Below are 23,615 nucleotides of genomic sequence, written 5' to 3'. Positions count from 1 at the left end.
CTGCCAAGCCCTGGATGCTCAGCTCCGAACCTGAGATGCCAGGATTTAGAGTACCCACCGTATTCAGATATTTGCTGACGTATTCCCAGTTCAAGCCATTATTGCTCGAACGATAAATCCCGCCAATATCGGTTCTTGCATAAAGAACTTGTTGATTAATATTGTCCGGCTGAGTACCAGTAGGATACTTTACAGGGATTATCTCGGTTACATATCCGCCGCACTCGAAGTTTAAATAATTCCACGTCTGCGACTGTGCTGATATCGTTAAACACAGCACAACGAAAATTACTGTTAACTGTTTCATAACTTTGACTCCTTTAAAAAATTGTTGAACATATATTTTTTACTTTTGAATTTTAAATTTTTACTTGATTACTGCCATCTTTTTCGTATCTGTTTTCAATCCGTACGGAGAATGATGCACCGTCATTCTATAATAATACACACCGCTTGAAAGTCCATCAGCATTCCATCCCACACTATACTCACCCGGTTCTTTCTTCTGATTCACAAGTGTCGCCACCTCTCTCCCAAACACATCATAAATCTTTAACGACGTGAAACCTGAAACATGAAGCCTGAAATCTATCTTCGTGCTCGCATTGAACGGATTCGGATAATTCTGATACAGCGCAAAACCTTCGGGGAGTTCGTTTAAAATTGTTTCTACATTTGTCAGTTGAGAATATTTTAGAACTATAATATCACTTGGGTTAAACGATATTGTACCTGCAATATAGACATTTAAATTCTTATCAACAATAATTGCTGCAGGACTTGATATCGTATTATATTCAGGATATTTCTCAAGCCACAATTGATTTCCGTCTTTGTCGTATTTGATTGTGTGTATTCTATAAAAATTTACTCTTTCATCTGCTGTACCAGTTACATACACTGAACCAAATCTGTCAACTGCTAAACCTTCGACGAAATCGCTTCGGTTGGCAACTCCATTATACGTTCTAACCCATAACTGATTCCCAAGTGAATCATATTTTATGGTGCAATAATCAAGAAAAGTTGAAACTCCCATCTCACCTCCTGCAACAATAACATTACCATCGTCATCCGTCTTTATAAATTCTCCGTAATCATATGAGCCCGTATCCTTTGGACCGTCATAAAATCTTATCCATTGTTGAGTCCCGTTGCTGTCATATTTGATTGTAACAATATCATCATCAAACGGTGGAGCCATTACTGAATATCCTGTAACATACGTGTTTCCATTTTTATCAACCGCAACATCATTTGCCTGATCCCAGTTGTTTGCCGGTCCATTCCACGTCTGCGCCCAGCGCAAGTTACCGTTTATGTCGTAACTTAATGTGAGAAAGTCAGAGTATCCTGAGAATCCTGTTATTGTAATATTGGTTTGGTCACTCGTTGCCATTGCGATTCCTCCCTGATCATCCGAGTTATTTGGAGCATAATTTCTAACCCATACAACATCTCCATTGGTGTTATATTTTACAGTGCCGACATCCCAATTTGTACCGATATTTTTTACATAACCAGTTGCAACAGGCCCCTGAACTGTGGTAATCACACTTCCTGTGTCGCGATAGAGTTCAACATCATACAATTGGCTACGACCGCCTGCTGTCCCCGAATGTCTTCGTACCCAGCGCTCATTACCAATGCTGTCATAACTCACTATGATGTATGTAACATCTTCAGCACCAACATACACATTCCCGTTCAAGTCTACTGAAATTGCTTGGGGAACTGGTATAAATGCTTGTCCCCCTGAATATCTCCTCGCCCACACAATCTGTCCGCTTGAGTTTATTTTTAATGTTATAAATCCATACGGTAAGTCTGCGTCAGTCCCCGTTACATAAACATTCCCCATTGAGTCAATTGCCATCGCACGTGCATAATCGTTGCCGTTGCTTGCGCTGTTGTAACGTGCTGCCCACTCAAGTTGAACTTGGGAATTTAGTTTTTCAATCATTGTTAAGACAATAAGCATTAGCAAAACTAATGTTACTTGTTTTATTTTCACACTAAAACCTTAACCTGCTTTCGTAATCGTTCCGTTTTTCACGTAAACCGGCAAGCAGTTCTTCTTTTTTACGTATCTCTCTTTCAACAGTCTGAATTCCAGCAGCTTTATTTGCTTCGGGAGAATCTTTGATATATCTGTTCAATATCGTCATGAAATCTTGTTCTGCACGCTGTCGGTTTTCTTCGTGGAATTTAATCCTATCTTTCATCGCCGCCTGGAATATCGTTGATTTCTGTCGCAAGCGGGTAATCTCAGTATTCGCAGATGAAATCTCATCTCTGTATTTTTGCATTTGATTAATATCTTCCCGAAGAATCTTTATTTCACTTTCGATCTGCCCCTCTTCGCTCCTGAATTTCATTAAACTTTCGCGGAGATGGAATTTTTCGATTATATTCAACATCCACATTGAATGGAGGATTTGCCATGACGAAGTCGGCTTTACCGAGCATCTCGTGCTGATCTTCGTAAAACGTATTACCCTTTTTGATGTTGCCTTCAAGACCGTGGACAGCAAGGTTCATCTTGGCAATCCTGATGGTGGTTTCGTTTTTCTCCTGACCGTAAAAGGTAACCATCTTCTGCACTTCCTTTTCGAGAGATTCGAGGAAATGACTGGTTTGAACGAACATACCTCCTGAGCCACTGGCGGGGTCGAACACGATGCCATGGTCAGTTCTATAACGTTGACAATCGTTTGAACTATAGACGGCGGAGTGAAAAACTCGCCGTTGTCGTGCGCTCCCAGCATAGCAAATTTCATGAGGAAGTACTCATAGATTCTCCCGAAAACATCGCCTGATGCTTTTTGCAAAACCTCATCGTTAAAAATCCTGAGGAGTGAACGCAATAAATCGTTGCCGAATGCTTCATAATCTTTTGGAAGAATACCGCGCAAACTCTCATAATCCAGCTCAATCAAATCCATTGCATGGTTGAGAGACCTGCCGATATTTATTTCCCCGCGAAGATTGACAAGGTATTCAAATTGTGATCCTTCACGCAGGAAAATTGATCTTCGCTTGGTGAAGTCGTCTTTGGTTGACAGGCGTTTTACACCGCTTCTGGCTGGCAGAGATTGTTCGACCTCTTTCGCTACAAAAGAAAATCTGTTGTATGCTTGGCGGAGAAAGAGGATACCCAGCACAGGCATGAAATACTCATTCGAGCCGAGACCGGAGTTTGCCCTGAGCTGGTCTGCGGCTTCCCAGAGACGTTTTTCGAGAGCTTCTATATTTTGCATTGCCATGAGTTATCTTGTTAAATTTTATAGAAAATTTGTACTTTTACAAAATATATCTGCTCAAATCTCTATTCTTCACGATGCTTGCAAGTTTGTCCTGAACCATTTCTCTTGTAACGACAATTTTATCTTCACTAATATTATCGGGTGCATTAAAAAGCAATTCCTCTAACAAAGTCGTTAAAATTGTATGCAGACGCCGCGCACCGATGTTTTCTACCTGCTCGTTTACTTCTCTCGCAATCTTCGCAACCTCCTTTATACTATCATCCGAAAACTGCAGATCAATGCCCTCCGTTTGCAGCATTGCAATATATTGTTTGATGAGTGCATTCTGCGGTATCGTCAGAATTTTTACAAAGTCGTCTTCCGTTAGACTGTTTAGCTCCACCCTAATCGGAAATCTCCCTTGCAGCTCAGGAATTAAATCAGAAGGTTTCGTCATATGGAAAGCTCCGGAAGCAATGAACAGGACGTGGTCGGTCTTTACCATACCGTATTTTGTCATCACATTCGAACCTTCAACGATAGGTAATAAATCGCGTTGAACACCTTCTCGTGAAACGTCGGGTCCGTGCGACTGACTTCTTGAGCCGGCAATTTTATCAATTTCATCGAGGAAAATTATTCCAGAGTCGTGAACCCGCAACAGCGCTTCTTTAACTACTGCATCCATATCAATTAACTTCTGGGCTTCCTCGTGGGCAATAACTACCTTTGCTTCGGCGATAGTCAATTTCCGTTTCTTCATTTTTTTCGGCAAAATACTACCGAACATTTCCTGTATATTAACCCCCATCTCCTCCAAATTAACAGGACCAAAAACTTGCATAGCAGGAATTTGATCTGTCGTTACATCTAATTCAATGACCCTCTCATCAAGTTCGCCTTTAGCTAATTTTTCCCTGAAACGTTCTCTGGTGAATGAAATATTTTCGGCATCTTCAGGTTTTTCTATTGCTGTTTCACTTGTTGACTTCTTGCGATTAGGAATTAAGATATCTAATATCCTCTCCTCCGCGTTCTTGCGTGCCTTGTCCTGTACCTCTGCTGCCTTCTGGGCTTTGACCATGCTTACCGAATATTCAGTTAGATCCCGCACCATCGACTCGACATCTCTACCAACGTAACCGACCTCGGTGTATTTGGATGCTTCAACTTTCAGGAAAGGGGCGTCCACGAGTTTTGCAAGCCGCCGAGCAATTTCTGTTTTGCCAACACCCGTAGGTCCAATCATAATGATGTTGTTGGGCATAATTTCTTCGCGGAGGTTTTTGGGAGCTTGCAGTCGTCGCCAGCGGTTGCGGATTGCAATAGCAACAGATTTTTTTGCAGCATCCTGACCGATGATGTATTTGTCTAACTCTTTTACGATTTCACGAGGAGTTAATTCGTGGTGATTCTCTTTTTTGTTTTTTTTATTCATACTTTATTTTCGTTTGCTATTATATGTAGTTTGATTGTTTCCATTCGACTCCGCTGGAGTCGATCGCTTAATATATTATTTTCTACAAACATTTGTCTCCTACGGAGACATAGATCGTTTCGTATTCGTTGAAGTACAAAGGACTTCGATCTATGTAGAAATATATATTCAACAATATTTACAATTCTTCGATTGTAATGTTCTGATTTGTGTAGATACAGATTTCGCCTGCGGTCTTTAAGGATTCTTCTACGATTTGCCGTGTCGATAGGTCGGAGTATTTCACCAACATGCGTACCGAAGCAAGCGCGTAACTCCCCCCCGAACCGATAGCGACTATACCATCGTCGGGTTCTATGATTTCGCCTGTACCGGATATTATTAAAGCTTTTTCCTTATCGATAACGGCAAGAAGCGCCTCGAGATGTCTTAGATACTTATCTGTCCGCCACATTTTTGTAAGCTCAACCGATGCACGCAATAAGTTACCGCGATATTCCTGAAGTTTATCTTCGAAACGTTCGAAGAGAGTAAAAGCATCGGCGGCGGCGCCCGCAAAACCAGCGAGTACAGTGTCGTTGTAAAGCTTGCGGACTTTCTTAGCGCCGTGTTTCATAATAACATTACCGACAGTTACCTGTCCGTCGCTGCCCATTACGCATTTGCCTTTATGAGTTAAACCGATGACTGTTGTTGATCGTATGATATTTGACATAAGGTTTTCTTTTAATATTTAACACATATAAGATACATTTTTTTGTGGAAATAGAAAAATTCATTTTTTGTTTAAAAACATTGATTTTCAGCAGAGTCAATCTTATATTTGATTAAGACAGAAAGGATAAAAACATGCCTTCAAATGGACAGATAACTTTTTGGACTGGGACTACTTCCCAAGGCGGTGATGATAACCATTTTGGGAATAAGGTTGTTAATTATGAAGAAAATGGTATAGATGCCAAATCAATTGATTATCCTAGGTTGGTAGCTGTACTGATAGAAGCAATAAAAGAACAATTTCTTTTATATTTATGGAGAATAACATGCTTAAAATCCTTGATAAATATTTAGTATTTTTATTTTTAATTGTCTTTTATACTATAAATAATTCAGCACAGACCGGCTGGTACAGACAAACCCCTCCTCTTCAAAACAATACATTACGAGAATTAACATTTTATAATTCAAATTATGGGTTTGCAATTGGAGAGAATGGTACTATTTTGAGAACCCTTGACCGTGGTGCTACTTGGACTACACTAACGAGTATTACTTCACACACTTTAAATGATATAATTTTTCTTGACTCTTTAAACATAATTGGAGTCGGCAACAGTGGGACAATTATTAAAACATCCGATGGCGGCTACACTTGGACATTTCAATCGAGCGGGACATCGATAAATCTATTAGGAGTTCACTTTAATAGCATTGATACAGGTATTGTAGTCGGTGAGAATGGCACATATCTTCAGACAACAAACAGTGGACAGATGTGGCTTTCACAAAATATTGTACAACCTTATTTCTCGTTAACCGATGTTTTATTTTTAAATAAGAATAATGTTATCATCGCCGGACCCGAAGGATTTATTTTGAAATCCACAGACGCGGGTAATAACTGGTATAATATTAATTTCGATTCTACAGTTATATTAAATCATTTATCTTTTATAGATTCACTAAAAGGTTTTGCTGTTGGTGGAAATATCACTTTTCGTACTATCAATGGTGGTAATAACTGGACTGCACAAAATAGTGGCACACCACACGTTCTAAATGATGTATTTACAATTGACTCGTTAACTGCAGTTGCAATAGGAAATTACGGAACAATAATACAAACCACAGATGGCGGGTTAAACTGGATCGACCATTCAATTAATCAAGATTATAACCTTTATGGAGTTCAGTATCTAGATAAGAATAAAGGTGTGGCTGTCGGTACAAACGGATTAATAATTTATACGACAGATGGAGGAATCAACTGGACAAATCCAAACGTTCAGATCATGAACAATCTTTACGATGTATACTTTTTCAATCAGAGTACTGGGATAGCTGTAGGTGAGTATGGAATGATTGTTCGCACTACAGATGGCGGCTCAAACTGGAAGCGGATACGAAACTGGATAGGAAGACATCTTTATGGAATATCCTACATGAATAATAATGGGATAATCGTTGGTGATTGCGAGACAATACTACGGACAACAGATTCAGGTACGTCGTGGACAATTCAAAGCAGCGACTCAATTAGCGGCACGGCAAGAACATATTATGGACTTTACTTTATAAATGAAGATACCGGATACGTTGTCGGATCAAGCGGAACAATAAAGTATACAACTGACAATGGTATTACTTGGTCGGCTCAAGAAAGCAATATAACATTCGACCTTAATGATATTTATTTCACAAAATCAAACATTGGCTTTTCTGTGGGAAAAAATGGGACAATTCTTCATACGACAAATAAAGGAATTGAATGGATAGATCGACAAAGTAATACACAAAACGATTTGAATAGCGTGGCCTTTGCGAATAACATAATTGGAACAATTATCGGTAGCGGGGGAACAATCCTACGAACATCAAACGGAGGTGATTCGTGGTTTATACAAACCAGCTTTGTTACTGAAGATTTGTTTGCTGTTCAATATATCTCGGAAATGGTTGGCTTTATCATTGGCGATAACGGGCTTATTCTTCGGACTTCTGACGGCGGTCAAAATTGGATAAAACAAACTAGCGGTGTAGCAAATCCACTTCTTGGAATTTCTTTTACAGATGTGAATACCGGGACTGTCGTAGGAATGGATGGAATTATATTACGCACTACCACGAGCGGATTATATGTTGAAAACCCAAACAACAATTATTACCCAACAGATTTTTCATTAGGTCAAAATTATCCTAATCCATTCAACCCGTTGACAGTTATCAATTATCAATTGCCAATGGATAATTACGTAACATTGAAAGTGTTCAATATTTTGGGACAAGAAGTAGCAACACTGGTTAATGAATTCAAAAAAATGGGTAGTTATGAAGTTATATGGAATGCCGCCGGTTTATCCAGTGGAATTTACTTTTACAAGTTACAAACCGACTCGTTTGTAGAGGTCAAGAAAATGATATTGATTCGCTAATTTTCGAATTCTCAAATCTACAATCTAAAATCTAAAACTATATCTTCCTTCTCATCCTCGCTATCGGAACCTTCAACTGCTCACGGTATTTTGCAACTGTGCGGCGGGCTACAAACATTCCTTCTTCTTTGAAAATTTTTGATATTTCATCATCGCTGTATGGTTTATCGGGCGACTCAGATTCGATAAGTTTCTTTATCTTTTTCTTAACTTCCTTGTTTGCCATATCTTCACCACTTGCAGTTGAAATCTTGTCACTGAAGAAATAGCGCAACTCATAAACTCCGTATTCATTCTGCACATATTTATTGTTCACAACGCGGCTGATTGTAGAAATATCCATACCGATCATCTCAGCAATATGCTTGTATATCATCGGTTTCAAATTTTCACCTGTGTCGAAAAATTCCCGCTGACGCTCAACTATTGCGTGCATTACTTTCATCATTGTATCCCGCCGTTGGTGTATTGAAGCAATAAACCATTTTGCCGCCTCGAAACGTTTACGAATAAAATCTTTCGTTTCGACGTTAACCGAATTCTTCTTCCGTCGCGACATCATTTCCTTATAAGCTTTATTCACACGAAGCGGGGGAACGTTCCTATCATTTAAAGTTATTATGATATCATCGGCGTCGTGCTCAATAATAAAATCGGGAACGATATAATTTTGTTGCTGTGTAATATACCCCTCGCCCGGTTTCGGATTTAATTTTTGAATCAGTTCGAGTACTTGTTTCAACTGTTCAATACTGATATCCAATAACTTTGCTAATTCTTCAAAATGTTTCATAGTAAAGTGTTCGAAATGCTGACGCAGAATTTTTTCGGCTAATGCTTTCAGCTTAGCATCGAATTCACTTACCTCAAGTTGTGCTATCAAACATTCCTGTAAATTTCTGGCTCCAATTCCGGGTGGGTCGATCCTGTGGACTTGGAATAAAACTTTTTCAGCTTGTTCTTTTGTAATATTCAAATCCCTGCTCAAATTCAAATCTTCGATTATATTTTCCAGCGGACGCCTTAGGTAACCGTCTTCATCAATGTTACCGATGATTTCTTCAGCTATTAAAAATTCTTCATCTGTAAAATCTAACAACCGTATTTGATCAAGCAATTTTTGTGTAAGAGCAACATCGGCGGGCATAGGCATCTCTTCTTTGGAATCCTCGTCCGGCGCAGGTTCGTAATATGTTTTGTAACCATTAAGCTCATCGTTCATAAAGTCTTCGAAAGTGTACTTATCTTCCTCCGGCTCAGTTCGGATAACTCCTTCTACTTCTTCGGATGCTTCAAGCGGCGGTTCTTCGGTTGGCTCGTCTTGCGGATTTTCCATCTCATCGTCAGCACCTTCTTCTAACAATGGATTCTGTTCTAACTCCGCTTTTATCCGCTGTTCTAAAGAGAGCAATGGAAGCTGAAGTAACTTCAGATACTGCACCTGCTGGGGTGTCAGCTTCATCATTAATTTTTGATGTTGACTTAACTTTAACATTTATGCTTGAATCTCACTTTCTAATTTTAGATGTAACTCACAATTCTCTCGAAACAATTTGTACCATCGTGCGCCGTATTTTCGTATCAAAGCATCACTTAAAAAAGTGTATAGCGGCATGTCGTTTTTCTTTCCATTCACAATTGCCGGTTTACATTCGGAAATTTTTTCGAACCGAACTACTTCGCCCCCGAAATTCGCAATACGAATCGGAAACAAGTGACACGATATAGGTTTCCGCCAACTGATTTCGTTGTTGAAGAATGCTTTTTCAAATGCACATTTTGCTATATCGCGATCATAATATACAAAAACACAATCTTTGTTGTCGATACAACCTGTTGTAAAATTGCCTGGCGAACCTTCGATGCCGTAGTTATTTTCGATCTCTTGTAAACTTTTCGCCTCTAAATATTTTTTAACAACAGGAAGCGCATTCTCAATCTCAATAATTTCAGAATCTGCGAGCGGGGCACCTTTGCCCCCCCTCAGAGTGCAGCAACCGCCTTTACAAACTTCCAAATCGCATAAAAATTTTATATACGGTATGCGTTCATCTATTATTTTGTTCTCTATTGCAAACATTGCACAAATAATATACAGCTTTTTTATCGAAAATGGAAAATTAATATTGAACGGAATATCAGAAAAGTGGTTTGATGGATGGTTGCAAAGCGACTACAATCTCACAAACATTTTTCCCGGCAGTTGCCTTACAAGTCCTTTAAATTCAAGGCTTAAAAGATTTACAAGTGCATCCGAGGTAGACATCCCCGATTTCTCCGCAAGTAAATCGATGTGGATTGGCTCATCATTCAATGTGTCGTAAATATTCTTTTCAAAAAATGAAAGATTAACATCTATTTTTTTTTCGTGTTTTGTTACCTCGCGTAACAGCGGTTTGAGTTTTGTGCTTAATTCAGATAACACATCGTCAACAGTTGTAATTAACTTTGCTCTGCCATCTCTGATTAAAGTATTGCAGCCCAAAGCTCTGACTTCAGTAATCAAACCGGGAACGGCAAACACATCTCTGTTTTGATCGAGAGCCGTATTAGCAGTAATCATTGCCCCACCGTCGATACCTGTTTCGACGATGATAGTTCCGAGTGTCATACCGCTTACAATCCGGTTTCTTCTTGGAAAATTTCCGGCATCTGGTTTCGTTCCCATAGCATACTCGGAAATCACTCCACCGTTTTGCTCGATACGTGAATATAGATTTTTGTTTTCTGGTGGATATATAACATCAATTCCCGAACCTATCACTCCGATCGTTCTCCCTCCGACTTTCAATGCTGAACTATGAGCAACTGAATCAACACCGCGGGCTAAACCGCTTACGATTGTGATTCCTAATCGGGCAAGTTCCTGTGTAAACTTTTCTGTCATCGTAATGGCGTATGTTGAAGGATTCCGGGTTCCGACAATCGCGATTGAATATTTATCCTCCTTCTTCAAATTACCTTTGATGAAGAGATAACAGGGCGGGTCGTAAATCTTTTTCAGCAAATCAGGATACTCATCGTCCCAAAGTGTAATTATGCGACCATCCGATTTATTCATTTTTGAAAGTTGGTGAACTGCGTATTGTTCGGCTTTATGATAATCTCCACTTCTTTTAAATGCCGATATAGTTACAGCTAATTTTTTATTAAAACCCTCGACATTAATTATTTCCTTCGCAGAGCTATTTAAAGCATCTGTTGAATTTTTAAAATGAGTAACTAACGAGCGCAAACGATTGTGCCCGATTCCCGGAATGTACGAAAGAATTAATAAGTCTTTGATATTAATTGTAGTCATTATTCTGTTCCATTACTCAATCACTACAAAGCTCTAAAATACCATCACTCGACGATATCGAACCCATCCACAACTGCAACTATAACTGAATGGACTGGAATTTTTTCGTCCTTTAAAATTTGTCGCGCCGAACTTCCTTCAGCGTTAACTAAAACAGTGTCGCCAACTCCGGCATTAACAGTATCGATTGCGAGCACATCCCTGCCGATTAATTTGCCTTCAAGATCGATTGGTTGTGTGATTAAAATTTTGTGCGAATGCAGATGTTCGTTCTTCTGCGTCGAAACTATTGTGCCTATTACTTTTGATAAAACCATATGTAACCACTGTAGAGTTATGTTAATGTCAATATTTTAGCATTAATGCATTCAATCATTTTATCATTGTTCCATTAAGTCAATAGTCAAATGAATAAATGGGAAAATGAATCAATGTTCCTTACTTAATTTAAGGATTTCTTCTTTAAAATGCTTGACCGATTGTTCTGCTTCCATTACATTCGTAGCTTCGGCAATTATTCTCACAATCGGCTCAGTGTTCGATTTTCTTAAATGCACCCACGAATCAGCAAAATCTATTTTAACACCGTCTTCAGTATTAATCTTTTCATCTTTAAATTTTTCAATAATTTGATTGAGAAGTTTATCAGGATTTAAATTCCCTATTTCAACTTTACTTTTAGTAATATAATACTGCGGCAATGTAGCTTTGTACTCCGACAAACTCCTGCCAAACTCAGCAAGCATTTGCAGCACCAACCCGATTCCCACAATAGCATCCCTGCCGTAATGAGCTTCGGGATATATTACACCTCCGCTTCCTTCGCCGCCGATAATTGCACCGACTTCCTTCATCTTCTTCGCAACATTAATTTCTCCGACAGGAGTTCTAACAACTTCTGCATTATAACTTTTTGCAATTTCATCCACCGCTCTCGTCGTTGACAAATTCACAACCACACTTTGCTCGGAGTTTATCCCGCCATCGGCGGGACTCTTTGCTCTCTGCTCTCTGCTCAGTACAAAATTTACCACAGACGCAATTGTATATTCTTCGCCAAGTGGTTCACCTTTTTCTGTAATTAAAACAAGCCTATCAACATCCGGGTCCACAGCGATTCCGAGATCTGCATTTTCGTCTCGAACTTTTTGTGCTAAAGCAGTAAGATTTTCGGGGATTGGCTCGGGAGTGTGTGCAAATATTCCGCTCACGTCGCAGTTCATTTCAACAACTTCACATTCAAGCATCTTCAACAGCGGCGGTACAATTACTCCGCCCGCACTATTAATACAGTCAAGTACTACTTTGAATTTTCTGCTCTTTATTTTTTCAACATCAATACACTTGAGTTGTAAAACGGTATCGATGTGTTTTTGTATCCAGAATGTATCGGATATATGAGTTCCAATTTTGTTCCAAGCCGCATAATTCATATAACCGGAATTTACCACTTCTAAAAAATCTTTCATCTCCTTCGCATCGAGGAATAAACCCTCGTGGTTGAAGAATTTCATTCCATTCCACTGCATAGGATTGTGGCTCGCCGTAACGGCGATACCACCGATGGCATCCGACTTCTCAACCGCAAGTGCAACCGTAGGCGTTGGGCAAACACCGATTGCAACAACATCGCATCCCATAGCGAGCAAAGTTGACGAGATTATGTTGGTTAAAATTTTACCAGTAATTCTGCCGTCTCTGCCGAGTACGATTTTACACTTGGTTCCCTGTGGAGTTTTTTGCAGACAGTATTCGGCAAAAGATTTTGCATAAAGCACTGCAACTTCGGGAGTTAGGGTCTCCCCAACTACACCGCGGACACCGGATATGCTAACGATCAGACTCATAAGGTCAATTAAAAGATTAAAAGATTAAAAGATTAAAAGATTCAAAGATTGAAAAATTCAAATACTCAATATTGGTTTGATTGAATTTAGCAAAAGGTAGGGAGAGAAACAAAATTGTTATTATAATTGAATTTTTGTATAATAATATGACAATATAAGGTGTTAACGATGAATTTTACAGTCATCTATGAAAAAATAACTGAGACAAATTTTCCGGAGGGATATTATTACGCCCACCTACCTACACTCGACCTTACAACTCACGGATTAGGCATCGAAGGTGCTAAGAATGCTGCTCTTGATTTAATTAAACTTTGGATTGAGGAAAAGAAATCTAACGGTGAGAAAATAAAACCAGAATCTGAGTCATTATATTCATTTATAGAATTGGAAGATGCCATACTCGGCTAAAGAGGTTCTACAAAAATTACAACGGGCGGGCTTTGAGGTCAGACGCCAATCCGGCTCTCATATAATTTTGAGACATGCAGAGGGAAGGCAAACGTACGTCGCGATGCATACTGGAGATATTCCGATTGGAACATTTCGTAAAATATTAAAGCAAGCTAACATCACGGAAGAAGAATTCAAAAATTTTTAGTCAATACATTAGTTTTACAAAGATGTTAAATTTCTGTTTTGAAACGAGCTTGACGAAAAGCTGTTTGAGTTTGAATAGTTTTAAATAACATATTGTTCCCACCGCTTGTGTAAGCGGAATCAGCGGTTGTGCTATTCAGATTATCGTACAAATGATTAATATTTAATGTTAATAAAAATGGAGAATAAAATGCGAATTCCAGATTTTCAAAGTATAATGTTGCCATTATTAAAATTTTGTATTGATAAACTAGAGCATTCTACCAAAGATACCATTGAATATCTGTCGAAAGAGTTCAATCTAAGCGATGATGAGTTATCCCAACTTCTTCCAAGTGGCACACAATATGTGTTTTATAACCGTGTCTTTTGGGCAAAAGCACATCTAAAAATGGCTGCTTTAATTGAGAACACTAAACGCGCTCATTTCAAAATCACTCAAAACGGCTTAGACTTACTAAAAACCAATCCCCCTTTTGTTAATTTAAAAACTTTAAAGGTGATTCCAGAATATATCGAGCACACAAAAACGTATAAAAAAGATCGATCTGAAAAAGATGAGACCGAAACTGAGATTGCATCTGATAACGATAACGACCTCACACCAGAAGAGAGTTTAGAATATTCTTACCAAAAAATTAGAAAGTCCTTATCTCAAGATTTGTTGTCAAAAATTAAGAACCTCCCTGCATCTTTTTTTGAAAAATTAGTTATTGAGTTACTAGTCAAAATGGGCTACGGTGGTTCAATAAAGGATGCTGGCAAAGCAATTGGCAGAAGTGGGGATGAAGGAATCGATGGAATAATTAAAGAAGATAAACTTGGCTTAGACGTAATTTATATCCAAGCAAAGAGATGGGAAGGCGTAATCGGTAGACCTGAATTGCAAAAATTCGTTGGCGCATTAGCCGGACAAGGCGCTAAGAAAGGAATATTTATAACTACTTCTTATTTTTCTAAAGAGGCTTTGGATTATACTCCTAAAAATGAAACAAAGATTGTTTTGGTTGATGGAGAACTGTTAACTCAATATATGATTGATTTTGATTTAGCTGTTTCGACTGTATCTGCCTATCAGATTAAGAAAATTGATTTAGATTATTTCGATGAAGAATAAATTAGCTAAACTGATAATCAAGGAACCGCTCTCTTTTCATTCAACATTCGTATTTCATAGTAACGTTTAGCAACCATCCCCAGGCACTCACCACCAAATTGGATTTGAAATGGATAATAAAGATCATCTTAAAGCTCTTGAAGAATTAAAAAAGTTACGCAAGCCGATACATAATGTTAATATCAAGCACAAGGAAAGTCTTAGTGGCTTAGAAAAAATTGCCGTTAAGAACTCAATAAATAGTTACAATATATTAAAATAAAATTGCGTTATGGAATTACAAAAACAGACAGAGAAAATACTAAAACATCCAAAGAATAATCGTTATCAAAAAGATAAAATATATCGTGCTATCTTAAAACAACAATCACTCGAAAGGTATCACAAAAATGCAGAGTATAGGAAAGCGACAATTGAGAGGGCAAAAAAACGTTATCACGAAAATAAAGATTATCGAGAACGAACAAGGCAAATGTCAAAAGAGCGTTATCGAAAAACACAAGAAATGCGCCGATATTATAAAACTAAAATTCAACTTTATTTCTCAAAAGGTGAAATGTTTGATAGTTAATTGTATCTTAGTACCTTTGTGGTCATAATTCATTATCAAAATATATTTACTAATCATAGCTTCCCCACAACTTAGCTTGCTGACATTATTTCCAGACCTAAAATCGTACTTGTTTTGTGATTATTAAATGATTTTTGTATAATATAATTGAATATGGCCCACAAATTAACTTGTATCAAAATATGTAACAACCGGTTTGAAGCCGAGATGATAAAAAATTATCTCGCAATGTATGAAATTGATTCAATCATCTCTTCTGACGACTTAGGTCGCATAATTACAGGGAACTATTCAGCAAAAGGGGTTAAAATTTTAGTTAAAGAGGAAGATTCAAAAAGAGCAAGCGAGATATTGGAAAGTGATGATTATAAAATCAATTCATCTTCACCAACTGAATAAAGAATCCAGAATGACAACTCAAAAATCAATACAAGAATTCCTTTCTCAAAAACCCATAGCAGTCGTTGGCGTTTCTCAGACCGGTAAAAAATTTTCGAACGCCGCTTACAAAGAATTAAAATCTAAAGGCTATCAGGTTTTCCCGGTGAACCCTAAAACGGAAACGATCTCAGGTGAAAAGTGTTTCCCTAACCTCAAATCATTACCAGAAAAAGTTGGAGGAGTCGTTGTAATAACAAAACCAACCGAGACCGAAAAGATCGTTCGCGAAGCATACACACTCGGAATAAAACATATTTGGATACAGCAGGGCGCTGAATCGGATGAAGCAATACACTTCTGCAAAGAACAGAATGTGAATGTTATTTATGGCGAGTGCATCTTGATGTTTGCAGAACCGGCTGCATTCTTCCATCGCGCCCATCGCTGGGTGTGGGGAGTTTTCGGCAAATTACCGAAATAAATTCGTGAACATTCGTCCGTCCTCTGGCGGATTAGTGGCAATCTCTTATCGCCACGAATAGCACTAAATAACACAAATGGAAGGGATATATGAAATGGTTGATTTGATATATAAAGATGAAGCGTTTCAAATAATTGGGGTTTGTATGGATGTTCACGGCTTATTGGGTGGTGGGTTTCTTGAGATTGTTTATAAGGATGCTATCGAGTATGAATTTCGAAGGAGAGGTGTTCCTTTTCAAAGAGAAAAAGAATATGATATTTCTTACAAAGATATAATTTTACCACATAAGTATTATGCTGACTTTGTCGTATTCAAAAAAATAATTTTAGAAGTTAAAGCTGTGGACGGTATCGTCGATGAATTTATCAAACGAACGATAAACTATCTCGCTGTTTCTAAATGTAAGCTTGGCCTGATCGTAAATTTTGGAAAGGAAAAACTTACTTATAAAAGGATTGTTCTCTAATTCGTGTATATTAGTGTAATTAGTGGCTGAAAATAATTGCCACGGATTACACTAATTAGCCCTAATAGATATAGACTTCCCGAATTTCTATCCTTGTAATTAATGCTTACTTTTGTTATTATTTCATCATCAATCATCAATAAAGGTCAGTGCTATGTTACGTTATCTATTCAGCCTTATGTTTGTTCTCATTTTTCTATCAGCTTCAAATCTTCTCACACAAGAACAGGTAATTCCCTTCTATCCTCAAGGAACTTACAATACTCAGATTCCCACACCTGAATCTATTTTGGGATTCCCAATTGGAAGCAAACCAACCCGGTACGATGAAATTGTGAATTACTTTAAAATACTTGATGAAAAATCTGACGAGGTTCAACTCGTAGAATTTGGGAAAACTTATGAGGGGCGCTCACTTTACCATCTGATAATTACTTCGGAAAGTAATTTCAAAAAGCTAAATGAAATTCAAAATTCAATTTCAAAACTTGCCGACCCAAGAAAAATTTTTGATGATAAAGAAGTTCAACTGTTAATCGAGTCCACACCGGCAATCGCTTGGATGGCTTATGGTATTCACGGCGACGAGCTTTCAAGTCCCGATGCCGCAGCGCAGTTAGCATATCAACTTGCCGCCGGAACCGATGAAACCACAATCAAACTAAAAAATGAATTGGTAATTTTGATTGATCCAATGGAAAATCCGGATGGAAGAGAAAGATATTTAGCTCAAATGCAGCAGTGGCAAGGCGAGGTTGTAAATAGCGACGCTCAAGCAATTCAGCACACAGGAGTTTGGCCCTGGGGACGCGGCAACCATTATTTATTCGATATGAACCGCGACTGGTTTTTACTTGTGCATCCGGAAAGCCGCGCACGTGTACAAACAATTCTGAAATGGAATCCGCAGCTTCTCGTCGATGCACACGAGATGGGTTCGTACGACACGTATCTTTTCTCGCCCGCCGGTCCACCATTCAATCCGAATATGAATGAATTTAATTTCAAGTGGCGTAACACATTTGCGAAAGATCAGGCGAAAGCATTCGATAAATACGGATGGAATTATTACACTCGCGAATGGAACGACGAGTGGTATCCGGGCTACGGCAGCGGCTGGTCGCTTTACATCGGTGCAGTCGGAATTTTATACGAGCAAGCTCAAACAGACGGCTCAATTGTAAAACGTCCCGACGGTACAATTCTAACATTTCACAAAGCTGTCCACCAACAATTTGTAAGCTCGTTTGCAAACCTCGCTACTGCCGCGTCTAACCGAAAGAATTTACTCAGTGAATTTTATGAATCTCGGAAAAAAGATCTTAACATTAAAAAGGGAGAACCATACAGTTACGTTTTCATCCCCGAAAAAAACAGGACTCGTTTAAACAACCTAATCGAAAAACTGATGATGCAAAATATAGAAGTTGATGTTGCTGACAAAGATATTGAAGTTGGGAATTTGCATGGATATTGGGACTCGAAACCTGTAAAAAAGATACTGCCTAAAGGAACATACATCATAAATCTTGATCAACCGATGGGAAGGCTTGCCAAAACCATTTTGGAATTTGACCCGCGTATGGATACTGAAACTCTGGAAAGAGAAAGGAAAAAATTAGAGAAGAACAAACAATCGGAGATGTATGATGTTATGGCTTGGTCGCTGCCCATTGCCTACGGCGTTGAAAGTTACTGGACTGATAAAAAGATAACCGGTTCGTTAACTCAGATTAAAAACATATCAACAAAAACCGGAGAAGTTATAAATCCAAAACCGACTTACGGATATATATTCGAATATTACGACGATGCCGCAGTTGATGCGTTGGCAAGCCTACTTGAAAAGGGATACAAAGTCCGTTCGGCAAAAGAAACTTTTGAGATTGAAGGTAAATCGTTTACACGAGGCACTATTTTATTGCGGCTGATTGAAAATCCTGCTACGCTTGCAGATGAAATTCAAAATATTGCAAAGACAACCGGCATCACTATTTACGGTGTAAATACGGCGCTAAGCACGAAAGGACCCGATTTAGGCGGTAACGATTTTGTTTTGTTGGAATATCCGCGAACTGCGTTAGTTACAGGTTCGCAAATCAGTATGGGAAGTTTCTCAACTCTTTGGCATTTATTAGATTATAAAATGAAGCAGCGCATAAGCATCATAACTGCTGACGGTCTCGCTAATTTCGATCTGAGAAAATATAACGTTCTGATTTTTCCATCATCAAACAGTCCGCAAACCTATAATCAAATACTTGGTAAAGATGGAATAAGTAAAATTAAAAAGTGGATTGAGAACGGAGGAACGTTGATTGGAATTGGAAATGCCGCAGCTTTTCTCGCGGATACTTCTTCGGTAATGAGTAAAGTAAGAGTTCGGCACCAAGCATTGAATGAACTTGGTTTGTACGATGAAGCTATTGCAGCCGAATTGAAATATGATAACATTAAAATTGATAGCTTGAAAATTTGGGACAATACAGAAATTGAAAAGAAGCAGGATGAGAAAAAGGTTCCAGATATAAAAACTCTCGAACGTGAAGATGAATTCATGCGTTTGTTTATGCCTCGCGGTGCTATAATGTCTGTTGATTTGGATGAAGAACATTGGCTTGCTTTCGGTTTAGGAAAGAAAACCGCAGCAATAATGTTTACGTCAAATGCCTTTTTATCGAAAAGTCCGGTACAAACTCCGGCTCGCTTTTCAGATAATAAAAACCTTCGGATATCGGGACTGCTGTGGGCCGAAGCGAGGAAACGCTGGCAAAAAACAGCATACATTACACGCGAAAGTATGGGCAGCGGACAGATAATACTTTTTGCAAGTGAGCCGAATTTTAGAGGATATTTCCATAGCACAGAAAGATTGTTTTTAAATAGTTTGTTTTTAGGAGCCGGTTGGGGAACGAGCAGAGTTGTGGATTGGTGATATATGAAATATAAAAGAATCGTTCCAACAATTTATGATAACCTCTTCAAACGAATCGCTTCGATTTTATCTAACGCGAAAAGTAAAGTCTTTAGAGAAATAAACCAAACCCAAGTATTAGCATATTGGGAAATCGGAAAAGAAATTGTTGAGTTTGAACAAAAAGGTCGAAGACGGGCTGAATATGGAAGGGAACTGATTATTAACTTATCAAGAGATATGACAGAAAAATTTGGCAGAGGGTTTTCTGAAAGAAACCTGGAACAAATGCGTAAGTTCTATTTGAACTATTCACAAAAAGCGCAGACACTGTCTAACGAATTCAAACCAATACTTGCTTGGTCGCATTATTGCGAGTTGCTAAAACCAGAAAACGCAATAAAAGACCCTTATGTTTTAGGTGGTTTAGACAATAAAGTTTTTGCTTCAAAGTATAAACTAACTTTACCATCTGAGAAAGAATTAAGACTTAAACTAAAGTCGCCGGGATCAAACTTATCGGAATAACAATATGCTCCAACGCGACTACATAATGAGGATGATAGAACAACTTAATAAGGTTTTATCTAAAATCTTATTTAATAAGGAAGTCAAGCAGTTTGAAAATGCACTTGGTGAAATTCAAACTTCCGGTGAAAATTTTCTCGGCTTCAAATGGAAAATGATAGAGCAGTTAAGCGATCAGGACATTATCGCCTTACTGAAAATCGGTGGTGAATTAAATGTTGGAAAAACTATAGTAATAGCTTCATTGCTTAAAGAAGAAGCTGATATTTTAGAACTGCTTGGCAAAGAAGACAAGAGTTGGAGAACTTATCTTAAAGCATTCAGTTTATTTGTAGAAATTCTGATGATAGAAACGACGGACGAAATAGTAGCCAAAACAAAGGAATCGCTGCAAAAGCTTGAAAAATATTACATTCCATCGAATATCGAGGAAAAGCGGACTTGGTTCATTCAACATTTTATAAATTAGGAGGTTCATTCTATGAAAGATTTGATTTGCATAAAAGTTTTCAATTCACGTTTAGAAGCAGAGATGGAGCAGAATTATCTGAAAGTACATGAGATTGATTCAATTATCAGTTCAGACGATGCTGGAAGGGCTTACAGCTTTTCGCTAAGCGGTGGAGTCAAATTATTTGTCCGAGCTGAAGATGCTCAAAGAGCGGTCGAAATTTTGGAATCGTATTATGACTCTCCTATTACTGACATTGAATAAATCATTCAGATTTTATATTCGCTGAAAAAAAATGCATTATATTATATTGTACAAACCTTACGGAGTTCTGTGTCAGTTCAGCGACAAGGAAGACAGACCAACACTCTCCGACTTAGGAAAATTTCCAAAAGATGTTTACCCTGTCGGCAGATTGGATTTTGACAGTGAAGGGTTAGTACTTCTAACAAACGACAATACATTAAAACATAAATTATTGGAGCCGAAATTTAAAACTCCGAAAACTTATCTCGCTCAAGTTGAAACAATTCCGGACGAAAATGCGTTGGAAAAACTCAGAAAAGGCGTTGTAATAGAAGGAAAGAAAACTTTGCCCGCCGAAGTAAAATTACTCGAACAAGAACCAAACCTTCCTCCCCGTTCAGTTCCCATTCGTTTCAGAAAAAATGTTCCAACAGCTTGGCTTGAGATTACAATTTACGAAGGACGCAACAGGCAGGTTAGAAAAATGACTGCTGCTGTTGGGCACCCGACGTTGAGATTGGTTAGAATTAAGATGGGAAATATAGAATTAGGTAATCTGCTAATCGGTGAAGTAAGAAATCTCAGAACAAAGGTTAAAGATAAACTGTACTAATAGAACACAGATAAACACGGAATAAACGGATTTCCAGTCCATCACTCCATTAATCCATTTCAACACTAATAATCAATAGCCAATAGCAAATTGTCAATTAGAAATTGAACATTAACTATTATGTTTATAGCACTTCATCACATACTCCGCCACCATCCGGTCGGAGCTGTATTCAGAAATTAAAGTTTGCATTGAGTTGCGGATGCGTTTAATCCAGGCACGCGGTATTCCGTGTTCATCTCTGTTGTAAAATTCTGGAACCATATCGTTTTCTAATATTTGAAGCAACGAATTCGAGTCGGCAATATCTTGCTCTTCTTCGTTCGAGTAATTTTTTTCTGCACCGATTACCCAGCCGTTGTTTCCGTTGTAACCTTCTACCCACCAACCATCGGAAGTGCTAAAATGTAACCCTCCGTGAATAGTAACTTTCATTCCGCTCGTTCCGCTTGCCTCTAAAGGACGGCGTGGAGTATTCAACCATACGTCAGCACCTGAGACCAGAGCACGTGCAACGTTGATATCATAGTTTTCTACAAATATAACTCTGCCTGAGAATCTTGGATCGCGTGTAAATTGAATAATGCGTTGAATAAAACGTTTCCCGTCATCATCACGCGGATGTGCTTTTCCGGCAAAAACAATCTGAACCGGCATCTGCGGATGTGTAATTATTGGAATAAGCTTTTCTAGGTTTTTAAAAAACAGAGGTGCACGTTTGTAAGTAGCGAATCGGCGGGCAAACCCGATTGTAAGAATATCGGGCGACAGAATGTTATCCAAAACTGAAGTTGTAAATCTTCCGGGATTCGTTGCTGCAATCCTGGTTCGAGCAAACTCAACTAACTCGCGTCTCAATGTGGATCGCAATGCCCAGATTTCTTCATCGGAAGCTATTTCATGATTTGTAAACTTCTCCCAGTATTTTTTATCTAAAATCTTTTCAGTCCAATCGAAACCGAGTCGTTTATTCCAGAACTCGTGTGCGCGTAAATTTGCCCACCCCGGTGTATGTATTCCGTTTGTTACATGAATGATCGGAACTTTGTCTTCCTCCAATTTTGGATAAAGTTGTTTCCACATTTTTCGGCTTACTTTTCCATGTAATTCGCTCACAGCATTTGTTATTCGAGATAATTTCAAGGCGAGAACCGTCATACAAAAAGTTTCTTCAGAATTTTTCTCGTCAATCCTGCCGTAAGCCATCAGTTGATTGATTGTAAGTTTTAATTTTTGTGTGAAGGTCGAAAGCTGAAACTCGATTAAGCTTTGTGGAAACCTATCATGCCCTGCCGGAACCGGTGTATGCGTTGTGAACACACACTGTTTTTTCACGATTTCTTCTGCATCTTTAATTTGAACGCCGTGGGCAATCTGCTCGCGCAACAATTCGAATGTTAGAAATGCGGAATGTCCTTCGTTCATATGAAAAATTTGCGGATGGATACCCAATGCACGTAGTATTCTTACGCCGCCAACACCTAAAATAAATTCCTGCATTATTCTTGTGGAAACATCGCCGCCGTAAACTCTGCCGGTAAGTTCTCTGAAATGCAGTTCGTTATCGGGATGGTTGCTATCGAGTAAAATTATTTCTACCCTGCCAACTCTTAAACGCCACGCTTGCAACTTGACAGTGCTATGCCCGATTGTTACGGATGTTTCGATAGGCGTTCCGTATTCATCTACTAAAAGACGTATCGGAACTTCACTGTGATCGACAGGAGGATATTCTTCCTGCTGCCAGCCGTCATCCGAAATTTTTTGTCTAAAATAGCCGAGCCGGTAAAACAAGCTAACTCCGACAAACGATATCCCCAGATCGCTCGCCGATTTAGCAAAGTCGCCTGCTAAAATTCCGAGACCGCCTGAGTAAATGGGTAAACACTCGTGCAAACCAAACTCTGCTGAAAAATAAGCGACCGGTTTTTCCAACAGATGCGGCGCATTCCGAACGCACCAAGTGTTAGTGTTATGTATATATTCAGAATATTCATCCAGTATAATTTTTACACGTTGAGCAAAATGCGGATCGCCGAAACGTGCTCGTAATTCATTATCAGAAACACGTTTTAAAACTGCTACTGCGCTATGATTGCTCTGTTCCCATACAAGGGGAGATAATTCCTGAAATAAGGCACCTGCCTCAGGATTCCAAGTCCACCATAAATTGTAAGCCAAAGCCTTTAACTGTCTGACAAGCGATTCACGAACCGCAGGAGTAAATTCTTGATTTTTTATTTTTTCTTTCATAGAAT

General features: G+C 38.6%; 26 protein-coding genes and 1 pseudogene. 15 read left to right on the top strand and 12 right to left on the bottom strand.

From position 1 onward, the window contains the following. The 6 genes and pseudogenes from QME58_05375 to hslV all read right to left on the bottom strand — a co-directional run. Positions 1–307: hypothetical protein (locus tag QME58_05375; GenBank protein MDI6803263.1), on the bottom strand; the 307-nt coding region annotated here is incomplete at its 3' end. A 60-nt stretch (positions 308–367) separates the two neighbouring features. Beyond that, positions 368–2,014: an SBBP repeat-containing protein gene (locus QME58_05370; GenBank protein ID MDI6803262.1), complete on the bottom strand. Its 1,647-nt coding sequence runs from the start codon at positions 2,012–2,014 to the stop codon at positions 368–370. Between the two features lies 1 nt (position 2,015). Further along, positions 2,016–2,378 carry a hypothetical protein gene (locus QME58_05365; protein MDI6803261.1) on the bottom strand — a complete coding sequence of 121 codons (363 nt, stop codon included), beginning with the start codon at positions 2,376–2,378 and terminating at the stop codon, positions 2,016–2,018. Positions 2,379–2,418: 40 nt separating this feature from the next. Next, positions 2,419–3,266, bottom strand: a pseudogene (locus tag QME58_05360) (class I SAM-dependent DNA methyltransferase). A 37-nt stretch (positions 3,267–3,303) separates the two neighbouring features. Beyond that, the gene (gene hslU / locus QME58_05355) at positions 3,304–4,686 is read right to left on the bottom strand and encodes an ATP-dependent protease ATPase subunit HslU (protein MDI6803260.1); all 1,383 of its coding nucleotides are present in this window, start codon (positions 4,684–4,686) and stop codon (positions 3,304–3,306) included. Between the two features lie 178 nt (positions 4,687–4,864). Next, positions 4,865–5,401: an ATP-dependent protease subunit HslV gene (hslV, locus tag QME58_05350; protein MDI6803259.1), complete on the bottom strand. Its 537-nt coding sequence runs from the start codon at positions 5,399–5,401 to the stop codon at positions 4,865–4,867. 134 nt (positions 5,402–5,535) lie between these two features. Between hslV and QME58_05345 the strand changes: the two genes are divergently transcribed. Continuing rightward, positions 5,536–5,757, top strand: coding sequence for a hypothetical protein (locus QME58_05345; protein MDI6803258.1), 222 nt, complete (start codon positions 5,536–5,538; stop codon positions 5,755–5,757). Beyond that, positions 5,730–7,838 carry a YCF48-related protein gene (locus tag QME58_05340; protein MDI6803257.1) on the top strand — a complete coding sequence of 703 codons (2,109 nt, stop codon included), beginning with the start codon at positions 5,730–5,732 and terminating at the stop codon, positions 7,836–7,838. Before QME58_05345 ends, QME58_05340 begins: the two co-directional genes overlap by 28 nt. A 37-nt stretch (positions 7,839–7,875) precedes the next feature. Here the strand turns inward: QME58_05340 and rpoN are convergent, their stop codons facing one another. The 5 genes from rpoN to glmM form a co-directional block, all read right to left on the bottom strand. Beyond that, positions 7,876–9,333 (bottom strand): RNA polymerase factor sigma-54, encoded by a 1,458-nt coding sequence (gene rpoN, locus QME58_05335; GenBank protein ID MDI6803256.1) that lies wholly within the window; start codon positions 9,331–9,333, stop codon positions 7,876–7,878. Further along, on the bottom strand, positions 9,334–9,918 hold the full coding sequence (locus tag QME58_05330; protein MDI6803255.1) for a DUF3109 family protein: 585 nt from the start codon (positions 9,916–9,918) through the stop codon (positions 9,334–9,336). Positions 9,919–10,011: 93 nt separating this feature from the next. Next, entirely contained in the window at positions 10,012–11,139 is a 1,128-nt protein-coding gene (gene dprA / locus QME58_05325) for a DNA-processing protein DprA (GenBank protein ID MDI6803254.1), read from the bottom strand. A 44-nt stretch (positions 11,140–11,183) separates the two neighbouring features. Next, complete coding sequence (locus QME58_05320; GenBank protein ID MDI6803253.1) at positions 11,184–11,456, bottom strand: EutN/CcmL family microcompartment protein; 273 nt, start codon at positions 11,454–11,456, stop codon at positions 11,184–11,186. Between the two features lie 111 nt (positions 11,457–11,567). Continuing rightward, positions 11,568–12,986, bottom strand: a complete 1,419-nt coding sequence (gene glmM, locus QME58_05315) for a phosphoglucosamine mutase (protein ID MDI6803252.1) — start codon at positions 12,984–12,986, stop codon at positions 11,568–11,570. 168 nt (positions 12,987–13,154) lie between these two features. Between glmM and QME58_05310 the strand changes: the two genes are divergently transcribed. From QME58_05310 to QME58_05250, 13 genes are all read left to right on the top strand, one after another. Beyond that, the gene (locus QME58_05310; GenBank protein MDI6803251.1) at positions 13,155–13,397 is read left to right on the top strand and encodes a type II toxin-antitoxin system HicB family antitoxin; all 243 of its coding nucleotides are present in this window, start codon (positions 13,155–13,157) and stop codon (positions 13,395–13,397) included. Next, positions 13,381–13,587 (top strand): type II toxin-antitoxin system HicA family toxin, encoded by a 207-nt coding sequence (locus QME58_05305; GenBank protein MDI6803250.1) that lies wholly within the window; start codon positions 13,381–13,383, stop codon positions 13,585–13,587. The genes QME58_05310 and QME58_05305 overlap by 17 nt, the downstream gene beginning before the upstream one ends. 189 nt (positions 13,588–13,776) lie before the next feature. Next, positions 13,777–14,703, top strand: a complete 927-nt coding sequence (locus QME58_05300) for a restriction endonuclease (protein ID MDI6803249.1) — start codon at positions 13,777–13,779, stop codon at positions 14,701–14,703. Between the two features lie 109 nt (positions 14,704–14,812). After that, positions 14,813–14,965 carry a hypothetical protein gene (locus QME58_05295; GenBank protein MDI6803248.1) on the top strand — a complete coding sequence of 51 codons (153 nt, stop codon included), beginning with the start codon at positions 14,813–14,815 and terminating at the stop codon, positions 14,963–14,965. A gap of 9 nt (positions 14,966–14,974) precedes the next feature. Beyond that, a complete protein-coding gene (locus QME58_05290; GenBank protein MDI6803247.1) occupies positions 14,975–15,274 on the top strand; it encodes a hypothetical protein in 300 nt (99 codons plus the stop codon). A 153-nt stretch (positions 15,275–15,427) separates the two neighbouring features. After that, positions 15,428–15,673 carry a DUF2007 domain-containing protein gene (locus tag QME58_05285; protein MDI6803246.1) on the top strand — a complete coding sequence of 82 codons (246 nt, stop codon included), beginning with the start codon at positions 15,428–15,430 and terminating at the stop codon, positions 15,671–15,673. Between the two features lie 10 nt (positions 15,674–15,683). Next, positions 15,684–16,136 carry a CoA-binding protein gene (locus QME58_05280; protein ID MDI6803245.1) on the top strand — a complete coding sequence of 151 codons (453 nt, stop codon included), beginning with the start codon at positions 15,684–15,686 and terminating at the stop codon, positions 16,134–16,136. Positions 16,137–16,212: 76 nt separating this feature from the next. Then, complete coding sequence (locus QME58_05275) at positions 16,213–16,605, top strand: GxxExxY protein (GenBank protein ID MDI6803244.1); 393 nt, start codon at positions 16,213–16,215, stop codon at positions 16,603–16,605. A 154-nt stretch (positions 16,606–16,759) separates the two neighbouring features. Continuing rightward, positions 16,760–19,540 (top strand): M14 family metallopeptidase, encoded by a 2,781-nt coding sequence (locus QME58_05270; protein ID MDI6803243.1) that lies wholly within the window; start codon positions 16,760–16,762, stop codon positions 19,538–19,540. A 3-nt stretch (positions 19,541–19,543) separates the two neighbouring features. Then, entirely contained in the window at positions 19,544–20,047 is a 504-nt protein-coding gene (locus QME58_05265; protein MDI6803242.1) for a DUF1016 N-terminal domain-containing protein, read from the top strand. 4 nt (positions 20,048–20,051) lie between these two features. Continuing rightward, positions 20,052–20,516, top strand: a complete 465-nt coding sequence (locus QME58_05260; protein MDI6803241.1) for a DUF6483 family protein — start codon at positions 20,052–20,054, stop codon at positions 20,514–20,516. Positions 20,517–20,528: 12 nt separating this feature from the next. Next, on the top strand, positions 20,529–20,762 hold the full coding sequence (locus QME58_05255) for a DUF2007 domain-containing protein (protein MDI6803240.1): 234 nt from the start codon (positions 20,529–20,531) through the stop codon (positions 20,760–20,762). A 31-nt stretch (positions 20,763–20,793) separates the two neighbouring features. Then, complete coding sequence (locus QME58_05250) at positions 20,794–21,357, top strand: pseudouridine synthase (protein MDI6803239.1); 564 nt, start codon at positions 20,794–20,796, stop codon at positions 21,355–21,357. Between the two features lie 111 nt (positions 21,358–21,468). Here QME58_05250 and glgP read toward each other — a convergent pair whose 3' ends face one another. Further along, on the bottom strand, positions 21,469–23,610 hold the full coding sequence (gene glgP, locus QME58_05245) for an alpha-glucan family phosphorylase (protein ID MDI6803238.1): 2,142 nt from the start codon (positions 23,608–23,610) through the stop codon (positions 21,469–21,471). Positions 23,611–23,615: the final 5 nt, after the last annotated feature.

This window comes from Bacteroidota bacterium (genome assembly GCA_030017895.1).
Classification (GTDB): domain Bacteria; phylum Bacteroidota; class Ignavibacteria; order UBA10030; family BY39; genus JASEGV01.
This window is presented reverse-complemented; position numbering and strand designations above follow the sequence as displayed.

Bases quoted from the DNA above. Each gene is read 5' to 3' on its own strand.
- QME58_05365 (MDI6803261.1), bottom strand. From the start codon at position 2,378: ATGAAATTCAGGAGCGAAGAGGGGCAGATCGAAAGTGAAATAAAGATT.
- hslU (MDI6803260.1), bottom strand. From the start codon at position 4,686: ATGAATAAAAAAAACAAAAAAGAGAATCACCACGAATTAACTCCTCGT.
- hslV (MDI6803259.1), bottom strand. From the start codon at position 5,401: ATGTCAAATATCATACGATCAACAACAGTCATCGGTTTAACTCATAAA.
- QME58_05345 (MDI6803258.1), top strand. From the start codon at position 5,536: ATGCCTTCAAATGGACAGATAACTTTTTGGACTGGGACTACTTCCCAA.
- QME58_05340 (MDI6803257.1), top strand. From the start codon at position 5,730: ATGCTTAAAATCCTTGATAAATATTTAGTATTTTTATTTTTAATTGTC.
- rpoN (MDI6803256.1), bottom strand. From the start codon at position 9,333: ATGTTAAAGTTAAGTCAACATCAAAAATTAATGATGAAGCTGACACCC.
- QME58_05330 (MDI6803255.1), bottom strand. From the start codon at position 9,918: ATGTTTGCAATAGAGAACAAAATAATAGATGAACGCATACCGTATATA.
- dprA (MDI6803254.1), bottom strand. From the start codon at position 11,139: ATGACTACAATTAATATCAAAGACTTATTAATTCTTTCGTACATTCCG.
- QME58_05320 (MDI6803253.1), bottom strand. From the start codon at position 11,456: ATGGTTTTATCAAAAGTAATAGGCACAATAGTTTCGACGCAGAAGAAC.
- glmM (MDI6803252.1), bottom strand. From the start codon at position 12,986: ATGAGTCTGATCGTTAGCATATCCGGTGTCCGCGGTGTAGTTGGGGAG.
- QME58_05310 (MDI6803251.1), top strand. From the start codon at position 13,155: ATGAATTTTACAGTCATCTATGAAAAAATAACTGAGACAAATTTTCCG.
- QME58_05305 (MDI6803250.1), top strand. From the start codon at position 13,381: ATGCCATACTCGGCTAAAGAGGTTCTACAAAAATTACAACGGGCGGGC.
- QME58_05300 (MDI6803249.1), top strand. From the start codon at position 13,777: ATGCGAATTCCAGATTTTCAAAGTATAATGTTGCCATTATTAAAATTT.
- QME58_05295 (MDI6803248.1), top strand. From the start codon at position 14,813: ATGGATAATAAAGATCATCTTAAAGCTCTTGAAGAATTAAAAAAGTTA.
- QME58_05290 (MDI6803247.1), top strand. From the start codon at position 14,975: ATGGAATTACAAAAACAGACAGAGAAAATACTAAAACATCCAAAGAAT.
- QME58_05285 (MDI6803246.1), top strand. From the start codon at position 15,428: ATGGCCCACAAATTAACTTGTATCAAAATATGTAACAACCGGTTTGAA.
- QME58_05280 (MDI6803245.1), top strand. From the start codon at position 15,684: ATGACAACTCAAAAATCAATACAAGAATTCCTTTCTCAAAAACCCATA.
- QME58_05275 (MDI6803244.1), top strand. From the start codon at position 16,213: ATGGAAGGGATATATGAAATGGTTGATTTGATATATAAAGATGAAGCG.
- QME58_05270 (MDI6803243.1), top strand. From the start codon at position 16,760: ATGTTACGTTATCTATTCAGCCTTATGTTTGTTCTCATTTTTCTATCA.
- QME58_05265 (MDI6803242.1), top strand. From the start codon at position 19,544: ATGAAATATAAAAGAATCGTTCCAACAATTTATGATAACCTCTTCAAA.
- QME58_05260 (MDI6803241.1), top strand. From the start codon at position 20,052: ATGCTCCAACGCGACTACATAATGAGGATGATAGAACAACTTAATAAG.
- QME58_05255 (MDI6803240.1), top strand. From the start codon at position 20,529: ATGAAAGATTTGATTTGCATAAAAGTTTTCAATTCACGTTTAGAAGCA.
- QME58_05250 (MDI6803239.1), top strand. From the start codon at position 20,794: ATGCATTATATTATATTGTACAAACCTTACGGAGTTCTGTGTCAGTTC.
- glgP (MDI6803238.1), bottom strand. From the start codon at position 23,610: ATGAAAGAAAAAATAAAAAATCAAGAATTTACTCCTGCGGTTCGTGAA.